The 14705-nt window shown below is 47.3% G+C and carries 13 protein-coding genes and 1 rRNA gene; 1 reads left to right on the top strand and 13 read right to left on the bottom strand.

Translation table 11 applies throughout. The annotated features are described in order from the left end of the window. The 4 genes from gltX to EC604_RS29230 form a co-directional block, all read right to left on the bottom strand. Window positions 1–1125 (bottom strand): glutamate--tRNA ligase (gene gltX / locus EC604_RS29245; RefSeq protein WP_123067457.1); only part of this gene is annotated, 1125 nt, incomplete at its 3' end. 33 nt (window positions 1126–1158) lie between these two features. Next, on the bottom strand, window positions 1159–1635 hold the full coding sequence (gene ispF / locus EC604_RS29240) for a 2-C-methyl-D-erythritol 2,4-cyclodiphosphate synthase (protein WP_123067456.1): 477 nt from the start codon (window positions 1633–1635) through the stop codon (window positions 1159–1161). Next, window positions 1632–2324, bottom strand: a complete 693-nt coding sequence (ispD, locus tag EC604_RS29235) for a 2-C-methyl-D-erythritol 4-phosphate cytidylyltransferase (protein ID WP_123067455.1) — start codon at window positions 2322–2324, stop codon at window positions 1632–1634. The genes ispF and ispD overlap by 4 nt, the downstream gene beginning before the upstream one ends. A gap of 102 nt (window positions 2325–2426) precedes the next feature. Then, entirely contained in the window at window positions 2427–3512 is a 1086-nt protein-coding gene (locus EC604_RS29230) for a PIN/TRAM domain-containing protein (RefSeq protein ID WP_123067454.1), read from the bottom strand. A 173-nt stretch (window positions 3513–3685) separates the two neighbouring features. Here EC604_RS29230 and EC604_RS29225 point away from each other — a divergent pair, with 173 nt between their 5' ends. Beyond that, window positions 3686–4081 (top strand): DUF1573 domain-containing protein, encoded by a 396-nt coding sequence (locus EC604_RS29225; RefSeq protein ID WP_090924695.1) that lies wholly within the window; start codon window positions 3686–3688, stop codon window positions 4079–4081. A gap of 154 nt (window positions 4082–4235) precedes the next feature. On the opposite strand, the gene pssA is transcribed toward EC604_RS29225, so the two are convergent. The 9 genes from pssA to rrf all read right to left on the bottom strand — a co-directional run bounded on the left by pssA (window position 4236) and on the right by rrf (window position 14513). Next, the gene (gene pssA / locus EC604_RS29220) at window positions 4236–4967 is read right to left on the bottom strand and encodes a CDP-diacylglycerol--serine O-phosphatidyltransferase (protein WP_123067453.1); all 732 of its coding nucleotides are present in this window, start codon (window positions 4965–4967) and stop codon (window positions 4236–4238) included. Window positions 4968–5008: 41 nt separating this feature from the next. Beyond that, window positions 5009–6085 carry a DNA integrity scanning diadenylate cyclase DisA gene (gene disA, locus EC604_RS29215; RefSeq protein ID WP_123067452.1) on the bottom strand — a complete coding sequence of 359 codons (1077 nt, stop codon included), beginning with the start codon at window positions 6083–6085 and terminating at the stop codon, window positions 5009–5011. A gap of 13 nt (window positions 6086–6098) precedes the next feature. After that, window positions 6099–7466, bottom strand: a complete 1368-nt coding sequence (gene radA, locus EC604_RS29210; RefSeq protein ID WP_123067451.1) for a DNA repair protein RadA — start codon at window positions 7464–7466, stop codon at window positions 6099–6101. Between the two features lie 287 nt (window positions 7467–7753). After that, on the bottom strand, window positions 7754–10216 hold the full coding sequence (locus EC604_RS29205) for an ATP-dependent Clp protease ATP-binding subunit (protein ID WP_123067450.1): 2463 nt from the start codon (window positions 10214–10216) through the stop codon (window positions 7754–7756). Between the two features lie 195 nt (window positions 10217–10411). Then, the gene (locus EC604_RS29200) at window positions 10412–11482 is read right to left on the bottom strand and encodes a protein arginine kinase (RefSeq protein ID WP_123067449.1); all 1071 of its coding nucleotides are present in this window, start codon (window positions 11480–11482) and stop codon (window positions 10412–10414) included. 28 nt (window positions 11483–11510) lie between these two features. Then, window positions 11511–12029, bottom strand: a complete 519-nt coding sequence (locus EC604_RS29195) for a UvrB/UvrC motif-containing protein (RefSeq protein WP_123067448.1) — start codon at window positions 12027–12029, stop codon at window positions 11511–11513. A 31-nt stretch (window positions 12030–12060) separates the two neighbouring features. After that, window positions 12061–12522, bottom strand: a complete 462-nt coding sequence (locus tag EC604_RS29190; protein WP_090924702.1) for a CtsR family transcriptional regulator — start codon at window positions 12520–12522, stop codon at window positions 12061–12063. A gap of 501 nt (window positions 12523–13023) precedes the next feature. Continuing rightward, window positions 13024–14208 (bottom strand): GNAT family N-acetyltransferase, encoded by a 1185-nt coding sequence (locus tag EC604_RS29185; RefSeq protein WP_123067447.1) that lies wholly within the window; start codon window positions 14206–14208, stop codon window positions 13024–13026. 188 nt (window positions 14209–14396) lie between these two features. Next, window positions 14397–14513 (bottom strand): 5S ribosomal RNA (rrf, locus tag EC604_RS29180). Window positions 14514–14705 lie beyond the last annotated feature (192 nt).

Raw genomic sequence — 14705 nt, 5'->3', positions numbered from 1 at the left:
ATTCATTTGCTCCTGATAGAGATGTACGAGCGTATATGCCCACTCTTTTTGTTCAGATGACAGCTCCGCAGGGAGACGTCCTGCTTTTTGCAGATGCGGAATAGCCATCTCGGCAACTCGTGCAGGGTCCGCATTTTTGATGTAATGGTTATTCAAGTGCGCCAGCTTATGTGTATCGAATACGGCCGGGCTCTTGGATAGACGCTTCGTATCAAAGATGGAGATCAACTGCTCTTGTGAGAAGATTTCTTCTTCTCCTTCTGGGGACCAGCCAAGCAGGGAGATGAAGTTAAACATTGCTTCTGGCAGATAGCCGAGTTGATCATATTGCTCAATAAACTGAATCACGGATTCATCGCGTTTACTCAGTTTTTTGTGATTTTCGTTCACGATCAGCGTCATATGACCGAATTGCGGCGGCTCCCAGCCGAGCGCTTCATAGATCATCAGCTGACGTGGCGTATTGGAGATATGATCTTCCCCGCGCAATACATGGGAGATCTTCATCAAGTGATCGTCCACGGCAACGGCATAGTTGTACGTGGGAATGCCGTCCTTTTTCACAATGACAAAGTCGCCTGATTCCTTGCTGTTGAACGAGATTGTGCCTTTAACCATATCGTTGAATGTATAAGTGCGGTCTGCCGGTACACGGAAACGAATGCTCGCCACGCGGCCTTCCGCTTCAAATGCCTCAATCTGCTCTGGTGTCAGGTCACGATGTTTGCCGGAGTAACGCGGGGTCTCTCCACGGGCCGACTGCTCTTCGCGCTCCTGTTCGAGTTCTTCTTCCGTGCAGTAACAACGATAAGCCAGACCTTTGTCCAGCAGTTCTTGCGTGTATCTGCGATACAGATCCAGACGCTCCGTCTGACGGTACGGCCCGTAGTCTCCGCCTACATCAATACTCTCATCCCACTCGATGCCGAGCCATTTCAAGTATTTCAGCTGACTTTCTTCTCCGCCCGCAATGTTCCGTTTTACGTCCGTATCTTCGATACGAATGATAAATTTTCCGTTATTATGTTTGGCATACAAGTAGTTAAACAGCGCCGTGCGAGCGTTCCCGATATGCAGGTGTCCCGTTGGGCTTGGTGCGTAGCGCACCCGAATTTCTGTGCTCATATGATCCCCTCCGTCTCTAATTGATTGATAATATCACACACGTACCAGGCATACAACGGATTGGGCTGCAATTCCCTCTCCCCGTCCAGGAAACCCCAGTTGCTCGGTTGTCGTTGCCTTCACGTTCACTTGTGTCACTTCCGCTTCCAGTGCTTTGGCAATTACCTCAGCCATCTGCGGGATATACGGTGCCATCTTAGGCTTCTGGGCAATAATCGTTGAATCGATATTACCAAGCTTATAGCCACGATCCTTCACAAGTTGCCATACGTGCTCGAGTAATTTCAAGCTGTCAGCATCCTTGAATTCCGGATCGGTGTCCGGGAAATGCTTGCCGATATCCCCAAGTGCCAGCGCGCCAAGAATAGCATCGCTGATCGCATGCAGCAGCACGTCTGCGTCCGAGTGACCCAGCAGCCCTTTTTCATAAGGAATTGTTACCCCGCCAATAATACACGGTCTACCTTCAACCAACTGGTGCACGTCAAATCCTTGTCCTACACGTATCATCGCTTCTTCACTCCCTCAAGCCAAAACGCGGCATACTGTAAATCTTCCGGTGTCGTTAGTTTAATGTTGGTATAACTGCCTTTCACAACCTTAACCGACATTCCCTGGCGCTCAGCCAGCATGGCATCATCCGTCCCCAGAAACCCATCACGTTCCGCAGATTCGTATGCTTCCAGCAGGGAAGAAAGACGAAAAGCCTGCGGGGTTTGAATGCTCCACAGACTGCTGCGATCCGGCGTCGCTGTAACCATACCTTCCGCATTAACTTGTTTAATCGTATCCTTCACCGGCACAGCGAGAACAGCGCCCTCACCTGATGCGGATGCGGCCATACATTCTCTGATCTGCTCACGGGTCACAAAAGGACGTACCCCGTCGTGAACAAGTACCCCATCCGTGCCAAGCGCCTTAAGGCCTTCATGGACCGAATGCTGTCTCTCTTTCCCTCCGGGGATTACGCGGACACGCGAATCCAACTGGTGTTCTTTTACCCATTTCAGGCATCGTTCAACATCAGCAGCACCTGTAACCAGAATGATCTCACGGATCTCGTCCAAAGCCGCAAATACTTCAAGCGTATGTATGAAAACGGGCTTGTCCTGTAGCAGCAAAAATTGTTTGCTCTCGGTCGTTCCCATTCGGGTCCCCCGGCCTGCCGCCACAATGACAACGCCCCACCCTTTATCCATGCCGCAATCCCTGCCTTGTCTGTCAGTTTATCGCTGGGCAACAATTCATATCTGCTTCGATATCCATCATCGTACAACGATACACTACCCATCATACCGCTTTTATTGGGCTTTTTCCAACAGTTTCGGCTTGGCAAAAATCATTCGACCCGCAGACGTCTGCAATACGCTGGTCACGAGAACTTCCATCATCATGCCGATATACTCGCGCCCGCCTTCCACCACAATCATCGTTCCATCATCCAGATAAGCTACGCCTTGTCCATGCTCCTTGCCGTCCTTGATAATCTGCACCATAATCTCTTCCCCCGGAAGTACAACTGGTTTCACCGCGTTCGCCAAATCATTGATGTTGAGCACGGATACCCCCTGGAGCTCACAGACCTTATTCAGGTTAAAGTCGTTGGTGACAACTTTGCCTTGCAATACTTTAGCAAGCTTGACCAGTTTGCTGTCTACCTCGGAGATTTCCTCAAAATCGCCTTCGTAGATCAACACCTGTACATCAAGCTCCTTCTGGATTTTGTTCAAAATGTCCAGTCCACGGCGCCCGCGGTTACGCTTGAGCAGATCCGATGAATCTGCAATATGCTGCAACTCTTCCAGTACAAATTCTGGGATAACAATCGTGCCTTCGATAAATCCGGTCTTGCAGATATCTGCGATTCTGCCATCAATAATGACGCTGGTGTCCAAAATTTTATGTTCTTCCATTCTTCGCTGCTCTTCGGGCTCAGGGTGCCCCCACCGTCCTGACTTCCAGAATGCCGCCAGATCGTCTTTCTTGGCCATAGCCAAGCTGTAACCCGAATATGCAGCAACCACCGTGAGGGCCACTTGCAGCACCTCTCCTGCGGTTCCGAGCCAAGCCAGACAAGGATACAGCAGTAATGCTGCGAGTAGTCCAGCCAAGATACCTGCCGCGCCAGCAGCTAGCTCATTCATAGGAATTCTTGCTAAAGAATCAATACCACTGTTCAAACGGTTTGCCATCATTGTTCCGCCGATCGTACATACGGACATGAACAGTACTGCTCCCAGCAGTGTTGATACGCCTGCACCCAGCAGTCCTGCTGATTGAATCCATTCAGCCATCCAAGGAATGGACTTGCCTGCCAGATGATAAGCCGTGTAGCCGAACCATGCGCCGCACAATCCAGTAAAAGTTAAAATGCCTTTTCTCCACATGAGTTCCTGCACCTCCTCAAATCTTTCTTCATTTTCATATCCAGTATGATCCAATTATTGAAAAGCTAATCGCGTCAGCATGAAGTTTTTGGAAATCTTGCATTCGTCAGTTGAAAGTAATACTTTTATTGGCATATAATGAATTCAATTCATATCCCGAGGTGAGTGGCAAAATGAGTACGCTAAGTTTACAGGCTTTTCAGGATCAAGTTTCCGAACTGTTGCTGCGCCATCGCAGCCTGATTGATGTACTGTCCAAAACGGGACAAGCCGGAGCCTCTGTTAACCGCGCTGTGTCCAAAGCCATTACCGAATGCGGCTGCATTGAGCTGCACGCCACCAAACAGAAATACGCCCCCGAGAGTGATATCTCTCAAGCCAAGGGCCTGCTGGAAACGCATGTGGAAGGTGAATTGTGTGAGAATTGCAAAGAGGTGATCAGCTCCGAGTTGGGGCGGAACCTGTTCTATATGTCTGCACTCTGCAATCTGCTGGACATCAACATGGAAGAGGTCGTGAATCACGAATCACAGAAATGTTCGACGCTTGGGATGTTTAATCTGTCTTAGCTAATCCGTCTTTCGTTACTTGGTCATAGATCAAAGAATACAAACAAAAAGCACGTACACTCCTTTTTAGGAAATGTACGTGCTTTTTATATTTTCGAACTCATTAGGGTATTAGATTTTGCCGAGTGGCGGGTACTTAAGTACCCTACCCTTTCTAATTATCGGAAGAACGCGATGATTTCCTGTCCTTGCGTTTTTTGGCACGATTACGAGAAGCAGCAGTTCTCACACTGTGTCTCATGCCATATAGGGCATATAACACAAGTGGAATAAAAATCAGCTTGGAGAGTTGGTCCGGGAAAAGAACAGCCAGCGCAACCGCAAGCAACACAACCCACGGGGCGATCCAGATCGCCTTGCGAGGCAGTCCGACTTTTTTGAAATTGGGATATTTCAGTGAGCTGACCATCAGATAAGACAACAGTAACGTAGCAATCATCATGCTGATGGGCCCAATATCCTTGTGAAATAGGGAGAGCGTTGCCAGCACACCACCGGCAGCAGGAATAGGCAAGCCTGTGAAATACCCCGGAATGCCTGGACGAACGTTAAATCTCGCCAAACGAATCGCACCACAGATCGGAAAGCCGGCCGTAGCGATCCAGGCAAAGATCGGCATGGAATCTTGGAAGGACACCATAAAAATAATCAATGCAGGCGCCGCACCAAACGAAACCATATCCGATAGGGAATCAAGCTCCTTGCCGAATTCACTTTGTGCATTCAGCGCTCTTGCCACCCGTCCATCCAGACCGTCGAGCAGCATTGCAACGATAACCATAATCGCGGCCGAGCTGTACTTTCCGTTAATCGCCAGCAAAATGGCCAGCATACCCAGAAACAGATTACCTAAGGTAAAAAGATTTGGAATGAATCTGGTTAACATGTTGTTTCACCTCATCCATTAAAAGCCGTTATAAACGATCCCTACATCTGTCTGTCAATAAACATCTGCTCTTGCAGACGTTTGAGACCTTCCTTGATGGTACGGGCACGAACCTCACCAATACCGTCCACTTCATCGAGTTCTTCAATCGTTGCCATGATGACATGAGGTAATTGCTCAAACTGATCCACCAGGTTATGAATAATCACATTAGGCAGACGAGGGATCTTATTTAATACCCGATATCCGCGTGGGGCAACCGAATCTTCAGAAGTTGCCGCAGATGAAGGGTAACCAAGCAATCGTACAATATGATGTGCATCAAGCAATTCATCGTCCGACAACCTTTTTAAGCCCAAGATAATTTCACGAATCTTGTCATCACTGTCATCACGAGCATAGTCTTTATACAGCAACCACGCTTCTTCCTCTGTAGTACCCACGAGTTCTTCCATTTGCATCGAAATGAGCCTTCCTTCATTACCTAGCTCATCGATGTATCGTTCAATCTCGGTTTTGATCCGCAGCACCATTTCAGTACGCTGAATAACGTTAACCACCTCGGGAATCGTAACGAGTTCCTCAAATTCGGAAGCACTCAGATTCGTAAGAGATTGTTTCAAGACGGCTTTATACTTCTCGAGCGTTTGAATAGCCTGATTGGCTTTGGTCAAAATAACCCCGATTTCCTTAAGCGAATATCGAAGGGTTCCCTGGTACAGGGTAATAATGTTCCGGCGCTGTGAGATGGAAACCACCAGCTTACCGGTTTGTTTTGCCACTCGCTCTGCGGTCCGGTGACGAATGCCCGTCTCTGAGGAAGAGATGGATGAGTCTGGAATCAGTTGTGTGTTGGCATACAAAATCCGCTTCAAATCCTCACTCAGAATAATGGCTCCGTCCATTTTGGCAAGCTCATACAGGTAGTTCGGGGAGAAATCACAGTTAATCGAAAATCCCCCATCCACTACTTCCATTACTTCAGGGCTGTATCCTACAACAAGCAGTGCGCCCGTCTTGGCGCGCAGCACATTTTCCAGACCTTCGCGGAAAGGTGTACCTGGTGCGATCAGCCTTAACAAATCATTCATATTGTCCAGTTGGCTTGAATCCTTCATCTTGTTATGCCCCCTAATCTAAAGCAACCGCTAGTGCATCTGCCACGGTATTCACACCGATCAGTTGTATCCCGCGAGGATGTTTCCAGCCCTTTAAGCTTTTTTCTGGTAAAATAACTCGTTTGAAGCCCAGCTTCGCGGCTTCTTTCACACGTTGTTCTGCCCTGGATACGGCACGAACTTCACCGGTGAGGCCAATCTCGCCAAAGATGACATCATCCGGCTTGGTTGGCACATCTCTCAAGCTGGAGGCAATACTAACGGCCACAGCCAGATCGACCGCGGGCTCATCCAGCCTTACCCCGCCAGCTACGTTCAGATAGGCATCCTGTGTCTGCAGGAACATACCCATGCGTTTTTCAAGAACCGCTATAATCAAATTTAGCCGATGATGATCGATACCTGTTGCCATCCTCCGAGGAGAAGGGAAGTGTGTCGTGGAAATCAAGGCCTGCAACTCCACCAGCAATGGCCGTGTACCCTCCATACTCGCCACAACGGTAGACCCAGCTACCCCAAGCGGACGTTCAGATAAAAATAACTCGGAGGGATTACCGACTTCCCGAAGACCATCTTCCCCCATTTCAAATATGCCAATCTCGTTAGTGGAACCGAAACGGTTCTTCACCGCACGAAGGAGACGATACGTATGATGCCGCTCTCCTTCGAAATAAAGCACACAGTCCACCATATGCTCCAGCATACGCGGCCCGGCAATGGCACCTTCTTTGGTAACATGCCCTACAAGAACCGTTGCAATGCCCCGTCCTTTGGCAATCCGCATAAACCTGGACGTACATTCCCTTACCTGTGCTACGCTTCCTGGTGCACTGGTAACTTCGGGCAGATAGACTGTCTGAATGGAGTCGATGACAAGAAAATGCGGCTGGATCTGATCCACCGCTTCCTCTACCCGTTCCATATTGGTTTCACACAGCACATACAATTCCGGCGACAGTGCACCGAGGCGGTCTGCGCGCAATTTTGTTTGTTTCACAGATTCTTCTCCGGACACGTATAACACTCGCAACCCCGAATGAGTCAGCGCATGAGACGTCTGTAACATCAACGTTGATTTTCCAATCCCCGGGTCGCCCCCCACCAGAACTAGCGAACCTGGCACAATGCCGCCGCCCAATACACGGTTCAGTTCCCCAATTCCAGTCTGTACACGCGGCTCCTGACCGCTATCTATATCTATGATAGGAAGCGGTTTATCTTTACTGTCAAACAGAGGAGAATTTCTCCCTTGTGTTTTGACTACCGTTTCAGTTTCCTCTATCATCGAATTCCAGGACTGACAGCCAGGACATTTTCCGTACCATTTGGGGGCTTCATAGCCACATTCCGTACATTGAAACTTGGTTTTTACTTTGGCCACTTCAGCACTCCTATTGATTTTTTATTTTAGCAGCATTTTGCATTATTCGACAAAATTTACTCATTGCCCTGACATACAGGGTTACTAAAAGTTTACCATTGTTTGAGATTTTTCGTAAAGGATTATCGCAAACTTTACACATGTTCCTCATCAACATCGCTTCATCTCAATCAAATCTTCACACATCCCCTTTATATACCCGCACATACGAAAAAACCTCCCCGGCCAAAGCCAGGGAAGTTCTACATATGCGTCTACCTGAATTCATTCAGCCACATACGTCACATTTATTTCGTTTCAATCTCCTCATTGGATGGAACTACTGCTTCCTTTTTCGTTACAGACAATGCACCATTCTCTTCGTCGATGAGTAAGGAATCCCCTTTGGTCACATTACCTGTAAGCAACTCTTCAGACAATTTATCTTCAATGTGCTTCTGGATTGCCCGGCGAAGTGGGCGTGCACCGTAAGCAGGATCAAAGCCAGCTTTCGCCAAGAAGGCTTTAGCGTTATCTGTGAGTTCAAAATCAACCTCGTATTCATTAAGACGTTTGCGTAGATCCTCGCTCATAAGAGTTACAATCTCAGCGATGTGTTTCTCTTCGAGAGAGTGGAATACGATGATTTCATCGATCCGGTTCAAGAACTCAGGACGGAAGCTTTTCTTCAGCTCATCCATCACTTTGCCCTTCATATTATCGTAATCTGCTCCTGCATCCACCACAGCTGTGAAGCCAAGAGTGGAATTACGTTTGATCGCTTCTGCACCCACGTTGGATGTCAGGATGATTAGTGTATTACGGAAGTCAACAACACGGCCTTTGGAATCCGTCAAACGACCATCCTCAAGCACTTGCAGCAAAATGTTGAATACTTCTGGGTGAGCTTTTTCCACTTCATCCAACAGGACCACGGAGTACGGTTTGCGACGAACTTTCTCTGTCAACTGACCGCCTTCTTCATATCCAACATAACCTGGAGGCGCTCCAACCAGTCGTGCCGTGGAGTGTTTCTCACCATACTCGGACATATCAATCCGGATTACGGCATTTTCATCACCAAACATCGCTTCAGCGAGTGCACGAGCCAGCTCGGTTTTACCTACACCGGTTGGACCAAGGAAGATGAATGAACCCATCGGACGTTTCGGATCTTTAAGTCCTGCACGTGCACGGCGAACGGCACGGCTGACCGATTTAACTGCTTCATCCTGACCGATTACACGTTCATGAAGAATGGACTCCAAAGTCATCAAACGTTGTGTCTCTTCTTCTTTCAGCTTGTTCACCGGAATTCCTGTCCAGTTGGCTACGACTTGAGCGATATCCTCTGGAGTGACTTCGGAATCGGTACGGCCTTGCTTTTCTTTCCATTGATTTTTCGTTGTATCGAGCTCTTCACGAATTTTTTGTTCCGTATCACGCAGTGCCGCTGCCTTCTCGAACTCTTGACTCTGAACCGCGGCGTCTTTTTCCTTACGGATATCTTCCAGACGGCTCTCCAGTTGTTTCAGGTTTGGCGGAATCGTATAGGAGTTCAATCTTACTTTTGATCCTGCTTCATCGATCAAGTCGATCGCTTTGTCCGGCAAGAAACGATCTGTGATATAACGATCCGACAATTTGACGGCTTGCACAATCGCTTCATCCGTAATTTTCACACGGTGATGCGCTTCGTAACGATCACGCAGACCATGCAAAATTTGAATAGCTTCTTCCGGTGATGGTTGATCTACTGTAATCGGTTGGAAACGACGCTCTAGCGCAGCATCCTTCTCGATATATTTGCGGTACTCATCCAGTGTTGTTGCACCGATGCACTGCAATTCACCCCGAGCAAGAGCTGGTTTCAAAATGTTCGATGCATCAATCGCGCCTTCTGCGCCACCTGCACCAATCAGTGTGTGCAGCTCATCAATGAACAGGACAATGTTGCCCGCCTGGCGAATTTCATCCATGATTTTTTTCAATCGATCCTCGAACTCACCGCGATATTTGGTTCCAGCAACAACCGAACCCATATCCAGTGTCATTACACGTTTATCACGCAATGTTTCGGGAATTTCGTTTGCAATAATTTTCTGGGCAAGCCCCTCAGCAATTGCTGTTTTACCTACACCCGGTTCACCGATCAATACCGGGTTATTTTTGGTACGACGACTCAATACCTGAATAACACGCTCAATTTCCTTGCTACGGCCAATAACCGGGTCAAGGTTATTCTCTCTGGCATAGGCCGTCAAATCACGAGCGAGGCTGTCCAGTGTTGGTGTGCTCACATTGGCAGGTGTGCCGTTGTGGCTGGAAACAGCTTCACTGCTACCAAGCAATTGCAGTACTTGCTGACGCGCTTTGTTCAAGCTGATGCCAAGGTTATTGAGCACACGTGCCGCAACCCCTTCACCTTCACGGATCAATCCGAGAAGAATATGTTCTGTGCCAACATAGGTGTGACCGAGTTTACGGGCCTCATCCATCGACAATTCAATTACTTTTTTCGCACGTGGCGTATATGCAATGTTCGTAGGTTGCTCTTGGCCACGGCCAATCAGCGTTTCTACTTCATCCTGAATTTTTTCCAATCCGAGTCCCAGGCCGATCAGTGCTTTGGCAGCAATGCCTTCACCTTCACGAATGAGGCCGAGCAAAATATGCTCCGTACCGATGTTATTGTGACCGAGACGGACAGCTTCTTCCTGCGCGAGTGCGAGCACCTTTTGGGCCCGTTCCGTAAATCTTCCAAACATCATATCTCCTGCACCTCCATGGTTTTGGATAAAACGAGGGATTCCATTCGAATCGGATACCCCTTCGTATTCTTCATATCACTTTTGTTTGCAGCCATGCTGCGAATAAAATCATTGGTAACTTCATTCTAGATGGAAACCTTATTATATAAAAGCCGCAGATGCGGCATGAAACCCATAGTCATGATCAAGGAAGGTTTACCCAGAACTTTTAGTTGCATTGATGGTATCACGAATTAACTGAGCACGGTAGATGTCACGCTCATCCGTACGCATATCCCCAAACGTTTTTTGTAAAAATCCTGGCTGAGTCATCACATTCAACTCATTCATCACTGGAATCGATAATCCTTCCAACAACCCAAGATCTAAGCCAAGCCGCACATCCGACAAACGTTGCGCCGCTTCCTTCGTGTCTACAATCGCTGCATGGGACAAAATCCCGTAGGAACGCATCACTCGATCCGTAATACGCAGTCTGGAATCGGTAATGAGCCGTTCTCTTGCGGTACGCTCATGACCAATCATCTGTAAAACAACACCGTGGAGGTTATCGATCACTTCTTGCTCCGTCTGTCCAAGTGTAATCTGATTGGAAATCTGGAACAAGTTGCCCATCGCCTCGCTACCCTCTCCATAAATCCCTCGAACCGTTAATCCCACTTGGGACACGGCACTGAGAATACGGCCGATCTGCTGTGTCATGACCAATGCGGGAAGGTGCATCATAACAGATGCCCTGACACCCGTCCCAACATTCGTTGGGCAACTGGTCAGATACCCTCTTCGATCATCAAACGCATAATCCACGTGCGCTTCAAAAGCATCATCTATAGCGGAAGCTTTCTCCCAAGCTTCTTTCACTTGGAACCCCGGATAGAGGCACTGGATACGCAGATGATCCTCCTCATTAATCATAATGCTTACTGATTCATCCTCACTAAGGATCACGGCTCCGTTGGTCGATTCATTTGCCAGACTCGGACTAATCAGATGTTTTTCCACCAGCACACGCTTGTCGAGTTCGTCAATATCGATCAGATCGAGTGTAGTAAAATCACCAAAGGCGTGTACGTCATCGTACTGAAGTACTTCGCTCAGCTTATTCAGCACCTCTTCCGATTGCTCATCCGAAGCCAGCATTGGAAACGGGATATGCTGAAGGTTACGCGCAATCCGGACACGGCTGCTGATCACGATCTCTGAATCGGCAGCTTCACTGCGCATCCAGTCACTGAGCGCCTTCTCTGTAAAACGCAGATTAGGCATCATGCTTCCCTCCTACTTATGACAAACTTTACTCTTGAGCTATTTCTTTTTCAAGTTCCCGAATCTGGTCACGAATCTGAGCGGCCTCTTCGAACTCTTCTTGAGCAATGCTCTGCTGCAGACTTTGCTTCAGATCGGCAATTTGCCGTTTCACCTTAATACGCCCGCCTGCTCTGGCAGGAACTTTACCTACATGCGATGTACTACCATGCACTCGCTTGAACAAAGGGTCCAGACGGCTGTCAAAGTATTTATAACAGGAGCTACAGCCAAAACGGCCAACTTTGCTGAACTGGGCATACGTCATGCCACATTCTTCACATTGTAGCGTTTTAGCAGGAGCAGCACCTGAACTTTTGCCTGCCGGATCAAAATCAAGTATTCCTGATAGCAGGTTGTGAATGGAAAATCCTCCTGCTGTTCCAGGAATCATCTCCCCCTTCTCACGGGCGCATGATTCACAAATATGGAATTCCGTCTTCTCTCCATTTACAATTTTAGTGAAATGAAGTGTAGCCGGACGTTTATTACATTCTTGGCACAGCATATAGATGTACCTCCTTTGATCCCGATAGTTTTCATTTACCGAGCAAAGATATTAGCATTGCCTTCAACATTCTGGCACGAATTTGATCCCGGTAAGGAAGTTTGACCATAAGAACCTCTCTCGACACAGCCGCACGCATCAACCCGGCTTCCCGCTTACTTAAGAAACGCGCTTCTTCCAGTTGATAAATCAAGCCTTCCGCAGCAGTCTGTCCAATCTCGTCACCAATACTGTGATGCAGATGGTTGTGCAGGGCGGATTGGGCAGGTAATTCAATGCGTTGTATACGAACATACCCACCACCCCCACGTTTACTCTCGACGAGATACCCTTTTTCAAGAGTGAAACGAGTGCTGATGACATAATTGATCTGGGAAGGTACACATGAAAACTGATCTGCCAGATCATTACGCTGAATTTCAATCATTCCTTCGGGACTTTCATGCAAAATACCCTTCAGATATCGTTCAATAATATCAGAGATATTACGCATCCAATCATCCTCCACTGTCTGAAACGTTAAGTCAATAAGGACCACACGCCCCCACAGAGTACACCTTCTCCACCCATTTAACCACTCAGAGAAACAGCGAATCTTGCTATCTTAAGTGTTAAACAGGGGAACAAAGGAAGCACGAAGGTCCTTGAATATCCCCTTGATCTTCCAATGACATGTTCCAACTTACGGTCCTTTTCATCAGAGAGCAGTAAGAAAGCTTAAAATCATATCGCAGGTAAAAATAAATAGCACATATTCAAAATTAGAATCATGCTGATTTAACCTTGAGTTGACTTTGACTTTCTTTGACTTTATATACATTATAGCATATTTTACTGTTTTGCCAAGTGGGGGCACTATTCATTTTTTACGATTTTACACGAAATATTCGCCTGACACAAAAAAACCTCTCCCGGACATCGGGAGAAGTTTTGATTGCTTCCAATTACGCTTCGTATCTGTTCGAATGAAGTCGTTTTCGATATGGACTGTTGCTCAAAAGAAATCAAGCAAGTAGGTTTCACGCTCCGGAACTGCCTTTTCCAGCGCTTGGATTGCGCTCACCGGCCCTTCCATTCTACCGATCTGTGCCAACTCTGCCGGTCTGCGATAACCCATTAACACGGCTGAGAGGGATTGAATACTAAGACGAATCGGCTGATTCAGCGAACCCTCATCATCGGATTTAGCCTTTTTCCATATTGAAGCGGTTCCGTTCATAGCCACGTTTAATTCCCATACGCCTTCGTTCCATGGAGCGTGTGAATCTTCAACTTCAAGCCAAATCTGTAAGGGTGAGTCCTGACTTGCAAAAGGGTACTGCGAAATAAACTGCTCCACGCTCACAATTCTTGCCATAAAGTAAGGCACTACCTCTTGCCCAATTCGTGGATTGTCCAGTTGAAATGAAAGCAAGTCACTTGCAGGTGCTTGTAAAGTTACTTCATCAATCATGGAATCGTGATTGGCAATGAACGTCCACAGCCCTTGTCTCGCTTCTTCATTCAGATGAATCATTTCTCCAATGGTGAATTTACTTTCCTTGACTTCGTAGAATATATAACCTTGCGGTGCTCCTGCTTCATCATAGTAAACAGCTCGCTGGCTACCTTTTTTGACATAAACTGAATGTTCCCACCACGTATCATCACGATTCATAGTCCCATTATAGCGCGATGCATAAGCATCATACACCTGCTTCAATTCGACAAGCTCAGCATTTCCACGTTTGATCGTGCCTGGTGTCAGCTGCTTGGCCGGCAGCTCTGCTGTAGACAATCTGTATTTCTTATATTCAACATAGGTTTCCCAGCCATACTTTCGATAAAAGGAAAACGAAAACGGATGCAGGAAAGATACACTTTGTTTATTCCGATTCATTTCTTCTAGTGCGTATTTCAGCAACCCTGCTACCCATCCCTTACGTCTGTACTCCGGCCAAGTGGCTACACCTGCAATTCCACCCATTTCAAAAGACCTTCCGTGGATATACGTCTGAAAAGGAATAATCTGAAGTTTGGCTCCAACCTGACCGTCCGCATAAACACCCAATACATTATGCCTAGCAAAATCCCGGCGACGCTTCTCCAACTGATCCTCTGTTAATTTAAATTGAAATGCATACTCGGAAAGCGCCATACACGCCTCATAATCGTCGATCGTTAATTTGCGAATTTCCATATTAACCTGCACCTCTTTTTCTTCTAATGTAAGTCCTTTCTGTACAAAGGGCCGCTTGAACCCTTTTCTTACATTTGAGTGTCTCAGAGGTTCCCTTTAAAGTCAAACAAGAGATGTAACATTCACATCTCCTGAATCATAAATATAAAATAAAAACCACCACCGAACATCATCGGCAGTGGTTCTTTGCTTGGCGGCGTCCTACTCTCCCAGGACCCTGCGGTCCAAGTACCATCGGCGCTAGAGGGCTTAACGGTCGTGTTCGGGATGGGTACGTGTGGAACCCCTCCGCCATCGCCACCAAACGCGATTGGTCGAAGCATAGCTTCTTCCATTCATTTGGAACTGAAAACCATACACACATTCTGTGATGTACCGATTTTCACTTCATTCAGAGTGTTGTTCTCTGAAAACTAGATTCGAAACGAAATTTACGCGATCAAAACTTGCTATTGGATAAGCCCTCGACCGATTAGTACTGGTCAGCTCCATGCATT

This window comes from Paenibacillus amylolyticus (assembly GCF_003719335.1).
Classification (GTDB): Bacteria; Bacillota; Bacilli; order Paenibacillales; family Paenibacillaceae; genus Paenibacillus; species Paenibacillus amylolyticus_D.
Note: the sequence above shows the minus strand (reverse complement) of the source record. Positions and strands in the feature narration are given on the sequence as shown.

What these genes read in the sequence shown, in the direction of transcription:
- ispF (WP_123067456.1), bottom strand. Translation starts at nt 1,635, where the DNA reads ATGATACGTGTAGGACAAGGATTTGACGTGCACCAGTTGGTTGAAGGT.
- ispD (WP_123067455.1), bottom strand. Translation starts at nt 2,324, where the DNA reads ATGGATAAAGGGTGGGGCGTTGTCATTGTGGCGGCAGGCCGGGGGACC.
- EC604_RS29230 (WP_123067454.1), bottom strand. Translation starts at nt 3,512, where the DNA reads ATGTGGAGAAAAGGCATTTTAACTTTTACTGGATTGTGCGGCGCATGG.
- EC604_RS29225 (WP_090924695.1), top strand. Translation starts at nt 3,686, where the DNA reads ATGAGTACGCTAAGTTTACAGGCTTTTCAGGATCAAGTTTCCGAACTG.
- pssA (WP_123067453.1), bottom strand. Translation starts at nt 4,967, where the DNA reads ATGTTAACCAGATTCATTCCAAATCTTTTTACCTTAGGTAATCTGTTT.
- disA (WP_123067452.1), bottom strand. Translation starts at nt 6,085, where the DNA reads ATGAAGGATTCAAGCCAACTGGACAATATGAATGATTTGTTAAGGCTG.
- EC604_RS29205 (WP_123067450.1), bottom strand. Translation starts at nt 10,216, where the DNA reads ATGATGTTTGGAAGATTTACGGAACGGGCCCAAAAGGTGCTCGCACTC.
- EC604_RS29200 (WP_123067449.1), bottom strand. Translation starts at nt 11,482, where the DNA reads ATGCCTAATCTGCGTTTTACAGAGAAGGCGCTCAGTGACTGGATGCGC.
- EC604_RS29195 (WP_123067448.1), bottom strand. Translation starts at nt 12,029, where the DNA reads ATGCTGTGCCAAGAATGTAATAAACGTCCGGCTACACTTCATTTCACT.
- EC604_RS29190 (WP_090924702.1), bottom strand. Translation starts at nt 12,522, where the DNA reads ATGCGTAATATCTCTGATATTATTGAACGATATCTGAAGGGTATTTTG.
- EC604_RS29185 (WP_123067447.1), bottom strand. Translation starts at nt 14,208, where the DNA reads ATGGAAATTCGCAAATTAACGATCGACGATTATGAGGCGTGTATGGCG.